The 17,035-nt window shown below is 45.4% G+C and carries 12 protein-coding genes; 5 read left to right on the top strand and 7 right to left on the bottom strand.

Features of this window, described 5'->3' with window-relative positions; genetic code table 11:
* Positions 1–317 precede the first annotated feature (317 nt).
* Complete coding sequence (locus W234_RS0103590; RefSeq protein WP_025644820.1) at positions 318–1,073, top strand: TSUP family transporter; 756 nt, start codon at positions 318–320, stop codon at positions 1,071–1,073.
* A gap of 143 nt (positions 1,074–1,216) precedes the next feature.
* On the opposite strand, the gene W234_RS0103585 is transcribed toward W234_RS0103590, so the two are convergent.
* The 3 genes from W234_RS0103585 to radC form a co-directional block, all read right to left on the bottom strand.
* Complete coding sequence (locus tag W234_RS0103585) at positions 1,217–2,593, bottom strand: dicarboxylate/amino acid:cation symporter (RefSeq protein ID WP_025644818.1); 1,377 nt, start codon at positions 2,591–2,593, stop codon at positions 1,217–1,219.
* Positions 2,594–3,321: 728 nt separating this feature from the next.
* Positions 3,322–6,237 carry an acyl-CoA dehydrogenase gene (locus W234_RS0103580; protein WP_025644816.1) on the bottom strand — a complete coding sequence of 972 codons (2,916 nt, stop codon included), beginning with the start codon at positions 6,235–6,237 and terminating at the stop codon, positions 3,322–3,324.
* Between the two features lie 422 nt (positions 6,238–6,659).
* Positions 6,660–7,343: a RadC family protein gene (gene radC / locus W234_RS0103575; protein WP_025644814.1), complete on the bottom strand. Its 684-nt coding sequence runs from the start codon at positions 7,341–7,343 to the stop codon at positions 6,660–6,662.
* Between the two features lie 206 nt (positions 7,344–7,549).
* Here radC and coaBC point away from each other — a divergent pair, with 206 nt between their 5' ends.
* Both coaBC and W234_RS0103565 read left to right on the top strand, forming a co-directional pair.
* On the top strand, positions 7,550–8,893 hold the full coding sequence (gene coaBC / locus W234_RS0103570) for a bifunctional phosphopantothenoylcysteine decarboxylase/phosphopantothenate--cysteine ligase CoaBC (protein ID WP_025644813.1): 1,344 nt from the start codon (positions 7,550–7,552) through the stop codon (positions 8,891–8,893).
* A 70-nt stretch (positions 8,894–8,963) separates the two neighbouring features.
* Positions 8,964–9,740: a TSUP family transporter gene (locus tag W234_RS0103565; RefSeq protein WP_037058804.1), complete on the top strand. Its 777-nt coding sequence runs from the start codon at positions 8,964–8,966 to the stop codon at positions 9,738–9,740.
* Between the two features lie 262 nt (positions 9,741–10,002).
* On the opposite strand, the gene W234_RS0103560 is transcribed toward W234_RS0103565, so the two are convergent.
* The 4 genes from W234_RS0103560 to W234_RS0103545 form a co-directional block, all read right to left on the bottom strand.
* Complete coding sequence (locus tag W234_RS0103560; protein ID WP_025644809.1) at positions 10,003–11,424, bottom strand: SLC13 family permease; 1,422 nt, start codon at positions 11,422–11,424, stop codon at positions 10,003–10,005.
* A 576-nt stretch (positions 11,425–12,000) separates the two neighbouring features.
* Positions 12,001–12,912 (bottom strand): histone deacetylase, encoded by a 912-nt coding sequence (locus W234_RS0103555; protein WP_025644807.1) that lies wholly within the window; start codon positions 12,910–12,912, stop codon positions 12,001–12,003.
* 93 nt (positions 12,913–13,005) lie between these two features.
* A complete protein-coding gene (locus W234_RS0103550; RefSeq protein ID WP_025644805.1) occupies positions 13,006–13,836 on the bottom strand; it encodes a YbjN domain-containing protein in 831 nt (276 codons plus the stop codon).
* Positions 13,837–13,917: 81 nt separating this feature from the next.
* Entirely contained in the window at positions 13,918–15,027 is a 1,110-nt protein-coding gene (locus tag W234_RS0103545; protein WP_025644803.1) for a hypothetical protein, read from the bottom strand.
* Positions 15,028–15,286: 259 nt separating this feature from the next.
* On the opposite strand from W234_RS0103545, the gene ccmA reads away from it, so the two are divergent.
* Together ccmA and W234_RS0103535 are read left to right on the top strand one after the other, a co-directional pair.
* Positions 15,287–15,994: a heme ABC exporter ATP-binding protein CcmA gene (gene ccmA, locus W234_RS0103540; protein ID WP_025644802.1), complete on the top strand. Its 708-nt coding sequence runs from the start codon at positions 15,287–15,289 to the stop codon at positions 15,992–15,994.
* 253 nt (positions 15,995–16,247) lie between these two features.
* Positions 16,248–16,904, top strand: coding sequence for a heme exporter protein CcmB (locus W234_RS0103535; RefSeq protein WP_037058858.1), 657 nt, complete (start codon positions 16,248–16,250; stop codon positions 16,902–16,904).
* The last annotated feature ends 131 nt before the right edge of the window (positions 16,905–17,035 follow it).

Below are 17,035 nucleotides of genomic sequence, written 5' to 3'. Positions count from 1 at the left end.
TTTGCTGTTGTTGTCCTAAAAACAGGAGTCAAGCTTTAGAGACTATAGTGTGCTGGCAAATGCTGTCCAGTGCGGATAAAAAGCGCCTGATATACAAATGCTTTAGATAAATTTAGCAGAATTTGTCATGCTTTTGGGTTTTCTTATTAGTTTGACTCTATAATAAGCTGTTTTAGCCCTTTTGAGTCAATGATTTTATCAATTCTATCAATGCAGCAATTCAGCATGCTAGTCTCTAGAGCTTAAGGCTTGTCTTCGATAAATGAACCCCACTCATCAGCAGTTATTCATCATAAAGTAACTATAAGGCCAGTAACATGGACGTATCACTCTCTTTAGAGATTATCTTAATGCTGACGGCAGTGGCCGCAATAGCCGGTTTTATCGATGCCATCGCAGGCGGCGGTGGACTACTCACCATACCAGCCATGCTACTTGCCAATATCCCGCCAGTGCTCACGCTTGGCACCAACAAGCTACAAGCCGCCTCGGGTGCGCTAGCGGCCTCGATTACAATGATAAAAAAAGGCGTCATCAACCCTAAAAGTATAAAGGTGGCGATTGTCGGGGCTTTTATTGGCTCAGTCATCGGTACCATCGCTGTACAGATGTCGCCGCCGGATCTACTCGAAAAACTGATTCCGTTTTTGATTGCCGCTATTGGGATTTATACTTTGTTTGCGCCCAGGCTTGGCGAGGTGGAAGCGGCGCCGCGTATCTCAGAGGCCAAGTGGCAAAAAATTGTGGCGCCATTGATTGGGTTTTATGACGGCTATATCGGGCCAGGGACAGGCATGTTTTTTGCGCTGGGTAATGTGGCGCTACGTGGTCGGCAGATCATCGAGGCAACAGGCGCGGCCAAAGTACTCAATTTATCTACCAATATCGGCTCACTTATATTTTTTATCTTAGGTGGTAATGTGCTGTGGATCGTAGGCCTTGCGATGATGGTTGGGCAAACCATCGGCGCTTATTTTGGCTCGCATATGGTGGTCAAAGGGGGGAGTAAGTTGATTCGTCCTGTCATCGTGCTGGTCTGCCTTGCCATGATTACCAAGTATGTGATTGGCTAACGCAAGCTGTGATGTATTGAGATCGATGCAGCCTGTTTATAGGTGGTGTAGCCATAAAAATACCCCATAAGTTGTGTCCAACTTACGGGGTTCAGTTCATATCGCCGGGGTTTTTATGATTGAATAAATAAACGCTTTATCGATTAGCGGCGACGATCAATATCATCGTACTCACTACCCATGATGCCATCACTAAACACTTGAGAGAACTCACGCTCATTGTCTTCATCGATGTGACCATCAAAGACGTCTTTGGTGCCCGCCGCAGGATCGTTGTAGATAGCGACGTCCATTTTCTCCTCAGATTTTGCCACGATTGCTGTCACTGCTGCATCGCCGCCGACGTTGACCGCCGTACGCAGCATATCAAGAATACGATCCACACCCAAGATCAGACCAATACCTTCGATGGGCAGGCCGACTTGAGCAAATACCATAGACAGCATGATCAAGCCCACACCAGGGACGCCTGCGGTACCGATAGAGGCCAGCACTGACATCAAGATAACTGTCAGATACTCAGTCACACCCAAGTCAATACCATAAATATTGGCAATAAAGATGGTCGCCGTACCTTGCATGATGGCCGTACCATCCATGTTGATGGTCGCCCCAAAAGGCACGGTAAACGAGGCTACTGAGTTGTTGACACCCATACGCTTGGTGACGGTACGCAGCGTGATCGGAATGGTGGCGTTCGAGCTTGAGGTACTAAAAGCAAAAATCTGTACTTCGCGCATTTTCGCCAAAAACGTCTTAATAGACAGACCAGAAAATAGCTTTAGCACGATCATCATAGTGATAAAAAAGTGGAAAGCCAGTGAGCCAATCAGTACCGCAACATAACCGAGCAACGACCAAATCAGATCTAAACCCAGCTCCGCCATGGCTGTGGTCAATAGCGCAAAAACCCCATAAGGCGCAAGATTCATAATGATGGTCACCATCTTTAAGATGACTTCATTAATCAGCTCCAAGCTTTGTACCAACCCTTTGGCAGGTTTGCCGACCATCAAAATACTGATACCGATCAAGATGGCAAAGAAGATAATCGACAGCATGTCGCCATTTGCCATCGCACTGATGGGGTTTGACGGAATGATATTTGAAAAAACATCGAGTAGAGGTGGCGCAGACTTGGCTTCAAATGCCGCTTCTGTCTCAACATCCATGCCTTTACCGATACCAAATAAAAACCCAAGCCCGATAGCAGTTGCAATGGCAAGCGCGGTCGTCATCATATAGATTAGGAAAGTCTTGGTACCTATGCGCCCAAGCAAGCGAATATCACCAATACCGCACACCCCGCAAATCAGCGAGATAAGTACCAAAGGCACGACCAGCATTTTGAGGGAGTTTACGAATAGCTTGCCGATGATAGCCAAAAACCCATTGGTGATATATGTACTAACAAAACCGCCCTCAGCGTTCAGTCCTGAATAGTTGATAAATAATCCCAGTATGATACCGAGCACCATGGCAACGATGATCTTGCCCGTTAGTCCCATATTTTTCCACATAAACTCTATCCTTTTATCCGTAACATTCAGTATCAAGGGTGCTACTAAACCAATGCGTTTATGATTGCCATCCTTACGCCTGATGGTGTTGCATCTGCAAAATTTTGTCTGTCATTTCATGTCAGGCTATTCGACAATATAAAATAATTGTTAAGGTTACTGCAAGATTTTTTTATGACTTAAATAATAATCTATAACTGATTAAAGGCGGTTTAAGCTTTTTTGTCAAAAAATTGGCTGAGATAATCACTTAGCAAAAAACAGATCTGATGCTATAAATCGCCAAAAGTACCATAATCATTAGGCTAACGTCGCTAAAATATCGACATTTAAGCCAGCACCAACGCGTTTTTGTTAAATGTCATCATCAAAAGGGTGCAATGACCAAAAACGCTCGGACAAAAAAAAGACTGCCTAACCGCGGCAGTCTTTTGTAAAAATGACAGATAATATATCAATGGTTAAGTCTCAGGCCACTGGTAAGAATTACTTTACTATAAAACATAAGTCTATCAAGATGAGAGGCTAGGCGTATTCTTAATTCTATCGATAGCTCTCTAAATGAGGTCACGCGCTAATAAGCAATAGTGCTTTAAAACAGTGCTTTCTAAAGAGGCACTTTCTAAATAGTCCATCGCTTAGTTTTTGCTTTCCTCGTGGCGATGTTTGTCTTGCCATGGCTCACTATCGCCCAGCTCGTCTAGGTGCTCGTCGATAGACTGCGTTTTTTACGCCCTGTCTTTTTGATTGACGTCGTCGTGATTGATGTCATCAGTATTGGCATGGTCAGTATCTATCTGGTCGGCATTGTCCGTTAGCTGGGTGCCATGCAATTGAGCGCTGTTTGGCTCAGCGCGCTCTGAGGCTGTGCTACGATGATTGTTGCCCATACGCTCATTGAGCGTTGTCTCTGCATCGCGATGACGATGTTTAAGCGCCTCTTCTTCAGGATGGGCTTGCGTAAAGTCGGTTTGCTCAGTAGTTTCTCTAACAGTATCTTGCTCGCTACGCATCTCCACATCACCATCTTCTTCATAGCCATGATTGGGATTGGCATCACCAGTCTGCTCATGAAAACCAGTTGCCGCTTCATCGTGAGCGGGTGATGGTGTGTTTTTAGCCGCAGCATTACTATTGAGCTGTGCGTAATCGGTAAGCTTATGCACCGCGTTCTCTAGACTATGAGGATTATCACGCTCTTGAGCGTGCTGTAAGTGCTCATCAAAAACATCTGTCAATAAGGAATCGTAGCGAATGCCGTTATAGCGGATTAATTGCTCCGCTTCACTTTCAGTGATATCGCCATTTTGACTGGCTTGTACCACATGGTCTTCAAAGGTTAGACCCGCAAACTCGCCTTTGTGCTCCGCTTTTTTGAATTTTTGCCATAATGGCTCAACTTCAAGTAATGTCTGATACGCATTTTCCATGCGTCCATTAGGATCCTCAGGGTCGGTACTGTAATAGACCATAGTTTTGAGATAATCGCGGAATGGGTTAGCTTCAAAATCATCCATAAAGGTATCACCAAGCTTCACTTTGAGCTCATCGCTTGTCGGCGTAAAGATACGGCCGCTAGGGAAGGTGACAAAGCCAACTACATTTGCTGCTATGCGGTTGGGAAAGTTGGCAAATAAAGAGACAAAAGCTTCTTGGATAGTATATAAGCTGTCTTGTAAAGCGACCTTGGCATGCAAGCGCTCAGCTTCAGATTTGGTGCCATTCTCATAGAACTGCAAAATAGCCGTAGCAATAAATAGATGACTATGAATGTCTGCTAGGCGGCCAGAGAGCATCTCTTTACGCTTCAGATCCCCTGCCAGTAGCCCTAATGCCATGTCTGCGGTCAGCGCAAAGCTCGCACTCAAGCGGTTAATGTGCTTGTAGTAAGGGCGTGTAAAGGCATCGGCAAAGCTTGGCGCTTTACTACTACCACCGACATAACCTGCCACAAAGGCACGGGCACCGCGATTAAAGGTATAGCCTAAATGTTTAAAAAACAAAGTATCAAACTCTTTTACCGCGCTTTGCTTGTCTTCGCTTTGGAGCAGTTGTAGTTCATCAAATAGATAGGGGTGACAGCGCATCGCGCCTTGACCAAATATCATCAATGAGCGCGTTAAGATATTCGCGCCTTCAACGGTAACGGAGACAGGAATAGCCTGATAAGGGGTCGATAAGAAGTTGCGTGGGCCCATCTGAATACCGCGGCCACCCAAGACATCCATACCATCATTGACCACTTCACGCATGGTCTCTGTGGCATAGTATTTTGCCATAGCCGTCATCACTGATGGCGTACCTCCTTGATTAAGACCACAAGTTACTAGATGGCGAAAAGCTTCAAGCATATAAGTTTGGCTTGCCATCCGACTTGTCGCATCTTGTACGCCTTCAAACTTACCGACTGAGATTTTAAACTGCTCACGCACCTTAGCAAAAGCACCGACCGACAGATAAGTCATCTCGCTTGCTGAGGTCGAGAGCGCCGGCAAGGAGATACCGCGGCCTACGCCTAAGCACTCCATCAACATGCGCCAACCGCGTCCTGCGTTTTCGACCCCGCCGATGATGTAATCTAGTGGAATAAAGACATCAGTGCCATCGACCGTACCATTCATAAAGGGCGAGCCACCAGGATTGTGACGAGGGCCGGTAATGACGCCTTCGTGACTGGCAGGCACTAGCGCACAAGTAATGCCATAATCTGTCTTATCGGCATCGCCAAGTAGACCTTCTGGATCGTACATCTTAAAGGCTAGACCGACCACTGTGGCAATAGGCGCTAGCGTGATCCAGCGCTTAGAGAAATTCATGCGAAGGCCAAGGACTTGCTCGCCCTCATGATTGCCATAACAGACCACACCCGTATCAGGGATAGCGCCTGCATCTGAGCCGGCTTCTGGTCCTGTCAAACCAAAGCAAGGAATCTCCTCACCACTGGCGAGCCCTGGTAACCAGCGCTGCTTTTGCTCGTCTGTACCATAATGCATGAGCAGCTCACCTGGACCGAGCGAGTTTGGCACCATACAGCTGACCGCTGCGGTAGGCGATCGTGAGGCAATCTTGCTCATCACAAGGCTTTGTGCGTAAGAGCTAAACTCTAGACCACCGAATTCTTTAGGAATAATTAAACCCAAAAAGCCATTATCTTTGATAAATTGCCAAGTCTCAGGGGATAAGTCCTTATCTTCGTGCTGAATCTGCCACTCATCAATCATCGCGCAAAGCTGTTCGACTTCATTATCGATAAAGCTTTGCTCCTCAGCAGACAGCTTAGGATAAGGGTACTCAGCAAAGGTATTCCAATCAGGCGCGCCCATAAACAGCTCTTTTTCCCACCAGCTCGTTCCGGCATCGAGTGCTTCGCGCTCAGTATCGCTCATGCTCGGCATAGCCCCGCCTAAAGTCTTATAGACAGGCTTAGTAATAAGCGCTTGGCGGATAGGAGTAATAAGAAGTACTAGGCATAGTAGGGCAATCGGCACCCCTAAGATAAGCGACCACGGACTGATAAAGGCGGTGACTACTACCGTCACAATAGCGATAATACTGCCAGTCACCCTCGACAACGACATTAAAAAGATGGCCAAAATCACGGCTAACTGAATAAGTATTGCCAAAACAAATAAACCAATCGCCATGACGGTCTCCTTAACAAGCGCTAGTAAAACTAAAGGTAGTGTTATAAATAAAGAGTCGTTATAAAATTATGGTAGTCACCAGTAGGTGCATCTCTATATAACGTTAAAAGCTGCAATCATTGCAACAGAAATCTAGTGATCAAACTTTCAGTCTGCAATAACACAGTAATATAATTTTATCTTCCAATATGAAACAATACCTGACAAGTATCAAGAATAAAAATGCTGTTCTATGTCGAGAATATGTATCCATTGCTAGAGAGTAAGGAGATATAAAATAAAGAAAGTATGAAAGTCATTTAGTGATAATGACCTCATCACACGATTAGACTGTATTTTTTGCAGATGTGTTTTTATATCCTCAGTTATAGTATAAGCATCAGCTGATAACTTCTATAATACCTACTCAAGATAATCAATATTCAAGCGAAAGGGGCTAGGCCTTGTTCGGCATAAGACAGCGTATCATTGCGGCCAACGATGATGTGATCGACTAAAGATAAATCTAACAAGTCGCACGCTTTTTTGAGCTCATAAGTGAGTATATTATCCGCGGCTGAAGGTTTAGAGTCGGTATGAGGATGGTTGTGAGCGATTATCAACTGACTAGCGGCGTGAGTGAGTGCGTGGCGAAGTACGTGTTTGATGCAGACCGAGCACGAGGAGATACCGCCGGTAAATAGTATCTCAAAGTTCAGCAGACTCAAGGCATTGTCTAAACACAAGACGGCAAAGACTTCTCGGTGCTCGCCGCGTAATTGCGTACTAATATAGTCTTTGACCACTTGTGAGCGCCCAAGTCCCTGTCCGGTTTTAAGCTTACTGTCTAAGTAGCGCGTGCCCATCTCAAGCGATGCGAGTATCTGGGCATACTTGGCAGGGCCGATGCCATGGCAGGCAAGAACGACCTCTTTTGGCGCAGCTAACAGCTCGGCAAGCGAGCCAAACTCATCGATCAAATACCTTGCCAGCTCAATAGCCGACTGCGACTGAGTACCGGTGCGCAAAAATATCGCTAGTATCTCAGCGTCAGAGAGATGACTTGCGCCAAATTTTAGTAGCTTTTCTCTTGGTCTATCATCTTCGTGCCAATCCTTGATCGCCATTATTCATCCTTTCTTGGCTAAGAGTTATGGAGGGGTTTTGCGCGCGGTTTTTGATTGATTCATTCACAAAGCTAGTCATGGTTTTTTATAAAAAATGGCTAAGCTAGCGATAGCACTATAAAACCTTACCTAACTTATCTCATACTTGTTACTATAAGCGCAAATTTTATCTTTTCTTTTCTTTATTACCTATCGATGTCATGCTTATGTCAAACGTTCTACTCGCTATCACCGGCGGTGTCGCCGCTTATAAATCTGCTTTTTTTGCCCGCTTATTGATCAAAGCAGGGTTTGAAGTGCGCGTCATTATGACCACAGGGGCGCAAGCTTTTATTACCCCGCTTACCTTGCAAGCTTTAACTGGTAATGAGGTACATACCTCACTACTCGATGAAGAGGCTGAGGCGGGTATGGGGCATATCGAGCTGGCCAAGTGGGCCGACTTACTCATTATCGCGCCCGCTTCTGCCAATACTCTAGCGCGACTGGCGATGGGCATGGCCGATGATTTGCTTACTACCGTTTGTCTAGCGACTAGCGCGCCTGTCATGGTTGCTCCGGCAATGAATCAGCAAATGTGGGCGCATCCGGCGGTGAGTCTTAATGTGCAGACTTTGCGTGATATGAATTATCATATCATTATGCCAGCGAGCGGCGAGCAGGCCTGCGGTGATGTCGGTGCTGGGCGCTTGCCTGAGCCTGAGCAGCTATTGAGCGAGGTGCAACTGTTTTATAAGCAGCAGTCTATTGAACAGAGTTTAACGGGCAGGCGAGTGGTGATTACCGCAGGGCCAACGGTTGAGGCGATAGATCCGGTGCGCTATTTGTCCAATCACTCTTCTGGCAAGATGGGTTTTGCACTAGCTAATGCCTGCCGTGATGCTGGCGCGGAGGTGGTGCTAATCGTCGGTGGTAAGGTGAGTCTGCCGACGCCGACGGGTGTCACGCGCATCGATGTGCTGTCAGCCGAGCAAATGCTGAGCGCCGCGCAGCAATGTGTCGATGGCACACATAGCGCCTTACAAGCTCTGCCAGCCTTAGCGTTTGACGAGCATCATAGCCATGACCACGAGCATGACGATTGCTGTGGTTGTAAGGATACGGATAGCTATATCGAAGAAAGTCGTCTCACTAAACCGGCAGATATCTTTATCGCGACCGCCGCCGTTGCTGACTATCGGACTCGCGATGCTGCGCCGCAAAAAATCAAAAAAACTCAGGACGCTATGTCGCTTGATTTGGTCAAAAACCCAGACATTTTAGCGACAATTTCTTTAGCGCATCCAGAGCTGTTTGTCGTTGGCTTTGCCGCAGAAACCCAGGACGTTGAGCGCTACGCGCGTGGTAAGCTTGCGGCCAAAGATTTAGACATGATTGCTTGTAATGATGTCTCCCGAGCTGATATCGGCTTTGCAAGCGATGATAATGCCATGCAAGTGTTTTTTGCTGAACACTATGATCAGGACGCAGTAGTGCTCGATAAAGCCAGCAAAAACAAAATCGCAGAGCAATTGACCACTTTGATAGGTCAGACCTTGGCAAAGCGCTAATGGTTTTGCGCACTAATAAAGGCAGTCATGCAAGCGCAGTTATGCCATACAAGTTTAACAGGTGAGCGCAATGGTGGCTGATGAGCACACACAGACGCTACTTTTATTAGCTATATTTGGCTTCGCGTCGCTGCTGCATGGTATTAGCGGACTTGGCGTGACTTTGGTGACGACTACCGCTTTAGCGAGTCTTTACCCTTTGCCGCACGCTATTGTATTGGTTATTTTTCCCTCACTACTACTCAATGCCATGACTTGGCTGAGTGGTGGGGGACGTAGTGTTTGGCAAAACCTCACTTATTATGGCAAACGTTACTGGCTATTGGCTTTGATGAGTTTGCTTGGCAGTCTACTGGGGGCAAAACTGCTCTTATGGGTGGAGAGCGCTTACATCTTATTGTTACTGGCCGCGGTGATAAGTTTTTATGTCATAACGGCACTGCTGGGCAAACAAATACGTCTGCCAAATACCAAGGCTATGCTCATTATCGTAGGTCTAAGCGCAGGTATCATAGGCGGCGCGACGAATGCCATGTCGACTATTTTGATGATGTACTTATTGTCAGCGAGCGATGATAAAGATACTATCGCCAAAGTCGGCAATATGTGTTATTTCTTAGGGAAGATTGCGCAAATTATTGTCTTGCGTGAGCCTATTATGGCGCTGACAGGGAGTGAGTGGCAACTGATAGCTATCCTTAGTGCGGTATCTGTTGTTGCCTTATTAGTAGGGATTCGCTTACGTCGTTATTTACCGCAAGCGCGCTTTCGTCAGCTTATTCTACTGATTTTAACGGGACTGGGTTTGCGCGTTGGCTGGCAGGGAATAACCGCATTAATGATGTAATGACCCTATAAAAAGATATAGTCGAACCACTATTAAAGTGTTAAAGCGTTAGACTCGTTTAGCCTACTACTGTAGTACTTGCACTCGTCTGCCTTGTACCACTTTTCATATTGATTGACTATAGCCACAACATACTTTTAAAAATGAAACAACTATCGGTATGTCTATAACGGTATACCTATAAAAAAACCTCACTGCTAAGTCATGACATTAACAGTGAGGTTTTGGCTTTGTTGTTATTGCTGTTTTGTATAGGACTCACTTAAAGTAAAAAGAAGTACGCCCATAGTCCAATAACGCCTGTAGCTATGATATTAAGAACCACGCCTGTACGTATCATCTCAGATTGTTTGATTAACCCCGTACCAAATACGATCGCATTCGGCGGCGTGGCTACAGGTAGCATAAAGGCGCACGAAGCACCAATGCCGATTACCAGTACTAATACTTCACTTGGAATACCCATCTGCTCAGCAATCGCTGCAAACACAGGGACTAATAGTGCAGCAGATGCCGTATTGGAGGCAAATTCGGTCAAAAAGATGATAAAAGCTGAAATAGCAATCATCACTAGGATGAGCGGCGCCGCTGATAAAGCGCTAGCAACGGTTTCCCCTAGCACTAAAGAGGCGCCAGAGACTTTTAACACTGTCGATAGCGCGATACCGCCACCGAATAACATGAGCACGCCCCAGTCGGTATTATCAGAGACTTGCTTCCAAGATACTAACCCTAAGCTAACGACAGCTGCCGCGGCTGATAATGCAATCACAGCATCTGTATCAGAGATATCTAATGCTGCACCTATTTTTTTGGAGAATATCCAGCTAAGCGCTGTCAAAACAAAAACAATGATAGTGACTATTCTTGGTTTATTCCACTCAATAACCTCATCTTGCGCAATAGTGACTTGTCGATTGAGATTAGGTTTGAGTACCAAGTACATCGCACCCAGCAAGATAGGTAACAACACTAGCATCATCGGGATACCAAACTTCATCCAATCGATAAAAGCGATATCTAAAGCTTTGGCAGCGATAGCATTAGGCGGTGAACCTACGATAGTCCCTAATCCGCCAAGACTGGCTGAATAAGCAATACCTAATAACACGAATACAAAGGTGCCACGATCTTTTTCGCGATCTACTTGGGTTAAAATACCTAGCGCTAACGGTAACATCATCGCGGCAGTTGCGGTATTCGATATCCACATCGACAAAAACGCCGTCACCCCAAATATCAAAAACACGGCGGTACCCAATTTACCACCTGACAAAGATAGTATTTTTAGGGCAATCTTTTTGTCTAATTGCTGTACGTGCAATGCTGCTGCTAAAGCAAAACCACCAAAAAACAAATAAATGATGGGGTTGGCAAAGCTTTGCAAACCAATTCTTGCATCAAAATCTGGAATGCCAATCAGCGTTCCTATTACCACGACCAGTATGGCGGTAATAGTGACGTGGACCGCTTCGGTAAGCCAAAGCGCGCCGATGAAGAACAACATTGCCAAGCCTTTATTGGCACTGATATCAAATGGCAGAATGTTATAAATCACTAGACTGACTACTGCTGCTATAGCGACGACGATCAATCCTTTGCCTGTACCTTTTGGAAAAGTATCGGTAAATAAATACTCATTACCGTCTTTAGGCAGGTGATCATCTAATTTTTGTTCTGACATGAATAGTCCTTGTTATGCGCAGAGATATGGTGGGAGTATTAACTAGAGGCTACTGATAGAGAATGATGAATAGACTAATCGCTTTTAAGGACAGCTGCTATAAGTCGCCAAGTCTTATCTTTAGCCACATAAAAAATTTAGCCATAAATATGGAAGCTATAGTAGCAGAATGATGTCGGTTAAAATAATGACTATTTTTGATGCTTCACAGCCAATCCATAATAGGGCGTGTTGAACATTCGACCATGGCACTGACAGAGACTATTTTTTAGGCGATTTGCAGATAAAAATGGTAAGTTTAGTTGTTCTAAGCGTCTATTTTTATCAATAAAGCGGCAAAAAAAAGTACTGTCCCTGTTGTTGTAGTTAGGGCTGATGCTAAAATCGCCCTAGTCGTTGTTACTGTTTAAATAAAATCAGCTATCCAATGCAATAAGCATTACCTGCAATTTTCACTTAGACTAGAACTATTTTAGCATCAGCAGTGCGCATTTGTGAATGTTCAACACGCCCTAATAAAGTGAAGGGTAAAAGATTTAATATCTGGTTCATTATTGACTACTATCGATGAACCGTTTACTCATTACCGAAATAAAGCCGCTGCGCTATCCGAAAAGTATTACAGTGCGCCTCAACGACATCCTCAATATCCTCTGAATAGCCGCCGCCCATCACAATAGCGACTGGAATATCAGCGTCTTTGGCTTGCTGCAATACGTACTCATCACGCGCTTTACAGCCGGCTTGAGTGAGCGCTAGCTTGCCTAATTTATCAGTCGCTAGTACATCGACCGCCGATTGATAAAAAATCATATCGGGGGCGACCTCGTCTAGTAAGCGCGGCAAAGTGTCTTTTAATACGCGCAAGTACTCTTCATCGCCAGTATCGTTATCAAGCTCAATATCTAAGTCAGAGATCTGCTTACGAAAAGGATAATTCTTGGCGCCGTGCATGCTAAAGATAAACACTCTAGGCTCATCAGCCATAATACTGGCATTGCCATTGCCTTGATGCACATCCAAATCGACAACCAGTATTTTGCTCGCCTGTCCGCGGTTTAGCAGTAAGTTGCTGGCGATACAGACATCATTAAATACACAAAAACCCTCACCATGACCGGCAAAAGCGTGATGGGTGCCGCCGGCGACATTCATCGCTACCCCATACTGCTGAGCGTATAGCGCGCACTCATAAGTGGCATGTGCGATATGCCGACCGCGGTCGACTAAAGCCTCAGTCATCTCAAAACCGATAGGTCGCGCCTCTTTGCGGGTTAAGGTTTGAGTCTTGAGCTTATGCCAATAGTCAGCCGTATGCGTCGTTAAGATCTCCGCTTCTGTCAGCCGTTTTGGCGCAAAAAAGTTATCGGGAGTAATGGTGCCTTCACGCAATAAGCGCTCAGGAATCATAGTGTATTTTTGCATAGGGAAGCGGTGTCTTTCAGGTACGACATAACGAAACACTTCAGAATAAGCTATTTTCAACATAGTACTATCTTTTAGAACGGTGGTTTTAAAGCGGAGAATTTAAAATGGTGATCTTACAACAATAATCTTAAAGCGATGATTTTAAAAAAGCGGTTATTGCATTTTTTTGCTGGCTAAAAAATAAGTACGCGCATCCACTTGCGCGCGTAATTCGCCTAATAAAGTGGGCATATCCTCGCTAGGCTCTTGCGTATTTAGCAAGTCACTAAATACCTCGTAAGCAACAGTGGTCATAGCGACTACGCTTTGTAGTAAATGCTCAATGATATCGTCATCGAGTCCTAACACTTCGACATCAAGCGCGTTTTTGTAGCGCATCTCACCATCGCTGACATCCATCTCTAGATTACCCACGACCATATCGTAGTTGAGTTGGGTCATCAGTAACATCGCCGCACTTTGATGACTCTCTGGTATCAAAAACGGTAAAATCCCATAAACCGCGAGTAAACGCTCTTTTTCTTGGACTCGAAATAAGTAGCCGCAGTCTATTTTTCGGTTTCTCATCCGCAGTGATAGATAGTGCGACTGCTCAGCGTCCGAGATCCTAGGTTTGTAGTGCGTATAATGCCAGTGTTTACTACGAAAATAGAGCTTTAAATAATCGATAATCGGCGTCTGATTTGGGCTATTAATAGAATCTTTGCTTAAAGACGCTCGCTTTGAGAAGTCCTGTCTTGACGAGGCCTTAGTCGTTTTGCTGGTATTAATATTATCGGCTACACGATTATTTTTATTGTCATCCTTTGCACTCTCAGTGCGCAAGCTTTCAGGTTGTTTCCTGTCCGCGCCAATAGCACTGTTATCATTGCTAACATTGTCTTTATGGTCAATATTGTCAGCAGGACTGCTGTCTTGCGGCGCGCTACTGGTGAGTAGTCGCTTGAGTTTTTGCCATAAGCTGAGTTTAGACTTACTATCCATAGTTTTGTCTTATAAGTGTGAGCGGATACAAAGATAATCCATTATCTTCTAGTCTGTAAAATAATAGCAAATAAGGAGCTATTAGTCTTTTGTCGCAAATATTTGTTGAATATTAGGCTGCTCATAAAAGGCCTGCAACATATCGCGTAGATGCGCGCTCAGCCATTCGCTATTGATAGCATCCTCGATGATAGGCAATAGCGTAGGAGTGAGTTTAGATACGGCTAGCTCATCAATATTGACGCTAGCGGCTAAGGCTGCGATAGTGTCGCCTTGATGATTGTCATACCAAGTCTCGACACTCGCCGCGACTAAACTGCGCAGATAAGGCGAGAGGCGCAGACGATTATAGCTTTGCTGTACGCTGGCTTCGATGTGCTGAATACTCCCATTATCAGGATCGTTGTCTAAGTAGGTTTGTAGTTGGCTCACGGGCTGATCTTTGATACGGGCCCAGCCCATTACGAGTAGCCTTGAGACTTCCTCGTTAGATAAGTGCGCTTGGGCATTCGCTTCTGCTTTATTGGTTAAATCCTTGATATTACGGTGTAAATAAGTTTGCAGTTTTTCGTCTAAGTTACGATTGGTGGCTTTTTCAAAAGAGCTACGACCCATTTTCATCAGCTTACCGACGCCGCCCGCTTTATCTAACGTGCTTTCCATAAAGTCGTTGATAGCGTGATACAAGGTTTGAGTCAGCAGATCGGCGAAGGTGTCATTACCGATGAGCGCGTGTATCAGTCCGTTACGCTGCTGCTGATGACTGCCGATATAATTCGCTAGCGTCTGTACTTGCGTCTCATCGACAAGCTCAGATAGCGGCACGTTGTCATTGACAGGATGATAAATCACAGTCTGCAGGATAGCTCTAATATCGGTGCGCATGACTTCAGTCATCGGCTGAGTGAGGAGCCAGTCATTAATGAGATGCTGTAAGTCCTCACAGCTTAGGTATTGACGCATTGGCTGGGTACCAAGCCATTGCCAAGCGTCATTGACCAGCGGCTTAGCTTGCTGACAGAGCCACTGCTGCGTAAACTCAATCTGGGCCTCGATTAGCTTATGAATTGAGGAGTCCGCCAGCTGCTCTTTATTGGCATTATGACTGGGTGAGTTGCCCTGTAAAGTATCAGGCGTAGAGTTGTTTGTAGGCTTTGATGATGTTGTATCTATTGTTGTATTTGCGGTCATATTTACAGCCATATTTAAAATTATGAGATTCGACTATTTGCTATACTATAGGTTTGCAGTGGTGGTATTAGCATAGCGTATTATGACATGAAGGTAACGGATGTTTTTAATGAATGTTTGTGCGAGATGCTTGTGAGGATTGTTTATAATCAGTTTGTAGATTACAGACCGTTTCTCAAGCGAATGCTAAAATCGCTACGAGCCTGAGTATTGAACTGTGCTAAGACAATACTCAAGCAATAATAGATAAGAGGTTTCGATGGACGTGTCATCTTTTTGTGCTACTCAAACAATGCCGGTGTTAGCGCTTAACAATGTGACCGTACAACGCGGTGAGACGCCTTTGTGCGCGGGCGTTGATCTGCAGTTAGCAGCTGGCGATATTTGTCATCTCATTGGTGCTAATGGTACGGGTAAAACCACCTTGCTGATGCAGCTAGCAGGTCTATTGCCAGTATTAACAGGGCACATAGACTATCTAGGTCAGCAAGGTTTGCCAGTGCAACCATTATACGTCTCGCATCAGCTCGGTATTCATCCCAATCTCACTGTGGCCCAAAACCTAACTTTTTTGCTTAATCTATATGGTATAACGCCAAGCGTCTATGATATTGATGAAGCTTTAGCTTGGGTGGGTTTGCAGGGTTTTGAGACCATCAGCTCAAGCCACTTATCCGCTGGGCAGACGCGGCGTATTACTTTATCCCGCCTTTACCTATTGAGCCCTGATGTCACCCCTTTGTGGCTACTCGATGAGCCGTTTACGGCACTCGATGTCGATATGGTGGCGCGAATGCAAGAGCACTTACAAGCGTTTGCCGCGGCAGGAGGAGCGATAATAATGACCAGTCATCAGGCCGTCGATGTGGCCAATCAAGTGCTGGACTTGTCAGCGTATCTTGACTTGTCAGAACATGAGTCACTAGAGCCTGATTTATCAGATGACGAAGATTTAGATATACCGTAATGGGTTTAGGTAACGACTGTTTTGCAGTAATGACAATGCTAAACAATGCTAAGTGATGCCAACCAATGCTAGACATTGCTTATATATAGCACGGGTTATGTTCAATATATGATGCTAGGTGTATAGGATAAAGGGCTATAAAGGGTAACGAATGACGGAAAGCCGCATACAAAATATAAATAGTGGTCATATCAATAATGATGGCGATGCTAATATTGGCGATATAAATAATGCTGCTCGCACTATCAGCTTCATGCAATTGTGGCGTCGTGAATGGCAAGTCAAGCAGCAAGGCGCGGTACAGTGGTTATATCCATTAGTACTGTTTTTGGTGATTGTGACTTTATTTCCGCTTGCCGTCGGTAGCGAGCCGCAGCTATTGCAGCGCTTAGGAGTGCCAGCGGTGTGGATTGCCGCTTTACTCTCCTTAGTTATGGGCGTTGATGGACTGTTCAAGCCTGCACTCGATAACGGCACGCTTGCGCAATTGGTCGTCGCCAAAGCCTCACTACCGTTATGGGTGCTGATGCGCCTCACCATTCATTGGCTGTTTAGTAGTGGCATTGTGGCGTTACTGAGCTTATTAGCGGTGCCTTTATTTGGCCTGAGTTGGTTTGAGGCGGGTATCTTGATGGCGTCGATTATCGTTGGTAGTCCGATGTTGCTGATGCTCTCAGCGATTGCCAGTAGCTTAACGTTATCCCTAAAAAACGGCGCGGTGCTTGTACCTCTGATTGCGCTACCGATGCAGCTACCGGTATTGATTTTTGCGACGGGTGCAGTGGACTTATTTGCGACGGGCCTCAATGGTTTGCCTATTTTGGCGTTACTCTTAGCGGGTAGCATAATCTCCCTACTGGTAATGCCTTGGGTGGTTGCGATGACGCTGAAAATGTCTTGGCTGAATTAAAACAATTAGGCGCTTTAGCGATGAGCTGTGCGAAAGTTTAGGCTTTGAGTTTACAGCGTGGTTAAAAGCGCTAACTTTGCTATAATAGAGGATACTCGTTTTTGCTGGTGACCTAGCAACGATAAGGTGAG

The sequence above is a fragment of the Psychrobacter sp. TB15 genome (assembly GCF_000511655.1).
Taxonomy (GTDB): domain Bacteria; phylum Pseudomonadota; class Gammaproteobacteria; order Pseudomonadales; family Moraxellaceae; genus Psychrobacter; species Psychrobacter submarinus.
This window is presented reverse-complemented; position numbering and strand designations above follow the sequence as displayed.

Excerpts from the sequence above, each read along its gene's own strand:
- W234_RS0103590 (WP_025644820.1), top strand. The coding sequence starts at position 318 with ATGGACGTATCACTCTCTTTAGAGATTATCTTAATGCTGACGGCAGTG.
- W234_RS0103585 (WP_025644818.1), bottom strand. The coding sequence starts at position 2,593 with ATGTGGAAAAATATGGGACTAACGGGCAAGATCATCGTTGCCATGGTG.
- W234_RS0103580 (WP_025644816.1), bottom strand. The coding sequence starts at position 6,237 with ATGGCGATTGGTTTATTTGTTTTGGCAATACTTATTCAGTTAGCCGTG.
- radC (WP_025644814.1), bottom strand. The coding sequence starts at position 7,343 with ATGGCGATCAAGGATTGGCACGAAGATGATAGACCAAGAGAAAAGCTA.
- coaBC (WP_025644813.1), top strand. The coding sequence starts at position 7,550 with ATGTCAAACGTTCTACTCGCTATCACCGGCGGTGTCGCCGCTTATAAA.
- W234_RS0103565 (WP_037058804.1), top strand. The coding sequence starts at position 8,964 with ATGGTGGCTGATGAGCACACACAGACGCTACTTTTATTAGCTATATTT.
- W234_RS0103560 (WP_025644809.1), bottom strand. The coding sequence starts at position 11,424 with ATGTCAGAACAAAAATTAGATGATCACCTGCCTAAAGACGGTAATGAG.
- W234_RS0103555 (WP_025644807.1), bottom strand. The coding sequence starts at position 12,912 with ATGTTGAAAATAGCTTATTCTGAAGTGTTTCGTTATGTCGTACCTGAA.
- W234_RS0103550 (WP_025644805.1), bottom strand. The coding sequence starts at position 13,836 with ATGGATAGTAAGTCTAAACTCAGCTTATGGCAAAAACTCAAGCGACTA.
- W234_RS0103545 (WP_025644803.1), bottom strand. The coding sequence starts at position 15,027 with ATGACCGCAAATACAACAATAGATACAACATCATCAAAGCCTACAAAC.
- ccmA (WP_025644802.1), top strand. The coding sequence starts at position 15,287 with ATGGACGTGTCATCTTTTTGTGCTACTCAAACAATGCCGGTGTTAGCG.
- W234_RS0103535 (WP_037058858.1), top strand. The coding sequence starts at position 16,248 with ATGCAATTGTGGCGTCGTGAATGGCAAGTCAAGCAGCAAGGCGCGGTA.